The sequence below is a fragment of the uncultured Marivita sp. genome, from assembly GCF_947488135.1.
GTDB lineage: Bacteria > Pseudomonadota > Alphaproteobacteria > Rhodobacterales > Rhodobacteraceae > Marivita.
In genome coordinates, this window is the sequence record NZ_CANKYW010000025.1 from 1 (window position 1) to 2,500 (window position 2,500).

Below are 2,500 nucleotides of genomic sequence, written 5' to 3' on the forward strand. Positions count from 1 at the left end.
GTCAGCTGAACGCATTGCTGCGCTTACACCTCCGGCCTATCGACGTGGTGGTCTACCACGGCCCTCAGGGATACCTTGTTTTGAGGGGGGCTTCCCGCTTAGATGCCTTCAGCGGTTATCCTTTCCGATCATAGCTACCCTGCACTGCGGCTGGCGCCACAACAGGTCCACCAGTGGATCGTTCACCCCGGTCCTCTCGTACTAGGGGCAACTCCTCTCAAGTATCCTACACCCACGGCAGATAGGGACCGAACTGTCTCACGACGTTCTAAACCCAGCTCACGTACCTCTTTAAACGGCGAACAGCCGTACCCTTGGGACCTGCTCCAGCCCCAGGATGAGATGAGCCGACATCGAGGTGCCAAACACTGCCGTCGATATGGACTCTTGGGCAGTATCAGCCTGTTATCCCCGGCGTACCTTTTATCCGTTGAGCGATGGCCCTCCCACTTGGGACCACCGGATCACTATGGCCGTCTTTCGACTCTGCTCGACTTGTCAGTCTCGCAGTCAGGCTGGCTTCTGCCATTGCACTCAACGAGCGATTTCCGACCGCTCTGAGCCAACCTTCGCGCGCCTCCGTTACGCTTTAGGAGGCGACCGCCCCAGTCAAACTACCCGCCACGCAGGGTCCCGGATCCGGATAACGGACCGCGGTTAGACATCAAGAATGCATAGGGTGGTATCTCAAGGGAGGCTCCACAGAGACTGGCGTCCCTGCTTCAAAGCCCACCACCTATCCTGCACAATGCAGTCCTGATGCCAGTGCGAAGCTGTAGTAAAGGTGCACGGGGTCTTTCCGTCTAACCGCGGGAAGCCTGCATCTTGACAGGCAATTCAATTTCGCTGAGTCGATGTTGGAGACAGCGGGGAAGTCGTTACGCCATTCGTGCAGGTCGGAACTTACCCGACAAGGAATTTCGCTACCTTAGGACCGTTATAGTTACGGCCGCCGTTTACCTGGGCTTCAATTCAGAGCTCTCACCCCTCCTTTTAACCTTCAGGCACCGGGCAGGCGTCAGACCCTATACGTCGTCTTGCGACTTCGCAGAGCCCTGTGTTTTTAATAAACAGTCGCCACCCCCTGGTTTGTGCCCCCAGCCCCTAGTTGCCTAGGAACCGGGCCTCCTTCTCGCGAACTTACGGAGGTATTTTGCCGAGTTCCTTCAACATCGTTCTCTCAAGCGCCTTGGTATTCTCTACCAGTCCACCTGTGTCGGTTTAGGGTACGGTCTGATGATGGAGCTATTTCCAGGAACCTCTGAACGGCCCCTCCAATCCGATAAGGAGGAACAATCTTCGAGATCCGTCACTTCCATCTGGCCCACGAATATTAACGTGGTTCCCATCGCCTACGCCTTTCGGCCTCGGCTTAGGGGCCGGCTTACCCTGCTCAGATTAGCTTTAAGCAGGAACCCTTGGACTTTCGGCGAGAGTGTCTCTCACACTCTTTGTCGCTACTCATGTCATCATTCTCGCTAGTGATCACTCCACCGCTTCCCTCACAGGGCGGCTTCACAGTCAACCCTTCGCCTCCGTTCAATCCTTTCGCTGGAGTGACCACTAGCTCATTTTTATTTGGCCTATCGCTTCGCTACTTGAGGCCGAGAGTGATCTCTCCACCTCACGTCGCTCAGGCGATCGTGCCAAACGCAAATGCGCTCGTTTTCATTCCAAAGATTGAGAAGAGGCGTAGGGTTATATCACACTACGCTCTGCTACCATGCACTATGTGCATCCGAAGCTTCGGCTCATGGCTTGAGCCCCGTTACATCTTCGCCGCAGGACAACTTGTTTAGACCAGTGAGCTGTTACGCTATCTTTAAAGGATGGCTGCTTCTAAGCCAACCTCCTGGTTGTTTTGGTCGTCCCACCTGCTTTCCCACTTAGCCATGAATTGGGGGCCTTAGCTGTCGGTCAGGGTTGTTTCCCTCTCCACGACGGACGTTAGCATCCGCCGTGTGTCTGCCATCTAGTACTCCCCGGTATTCGGAGTTTGGTTAGGATCAGTAAGCCTGTGGGGCCCCATTACCCATCCAGTGCTCTACCCCCGGGGGTATTCGGATGACGCTCTACCTAAATAGATTTCGCAGAGAACCAGCTATCTCCGAGTTTGATTGGCCTTTCACCCCTAGGCACAGCTCATCCCGATCCTTTTCAACGGATGTGGGTTCGGTCCTCCAGTTGGTGTTACCCAACCTTCAACCTGGCCATGCCTAGATCACTCGGTTTCGGGTCTGATCCATCTAACTCATGCGCCCTATTCAGACTCGCTTTCGCTGCGCCTACACCTAACGGCTTAAGCTTGCTAGATAGACCAAGTCGATGACCCATTATACAAAAGGTACGCCGTCACCTCTCAAGGAGGCTCCGACTGATTGTAGGCGTTCGGTTTCAGGTACTGTTTCACTCCCCTCGTCGGGGTGCTTTTCACCTTTCCCTCACGGTACTGGTTCACTATCGGTCAGTAAGGAGTACTTAGCCTTCGAAGGTGGTCCTC

Annotated in this window: 1 rRNA gene (cut by a window edge); it reads right to left on the reverse strand. The window is 54.7% G+C overall.

Going from position 1 to position 2,500, the window contains the following annotated elements:
* Positions 1-2,500 (reverse strand): 23S ribosomal RNA (locus Q1B16_RS22135); its annotated part runs 429 nt beyond the window's last position; the annotation flags it as partial.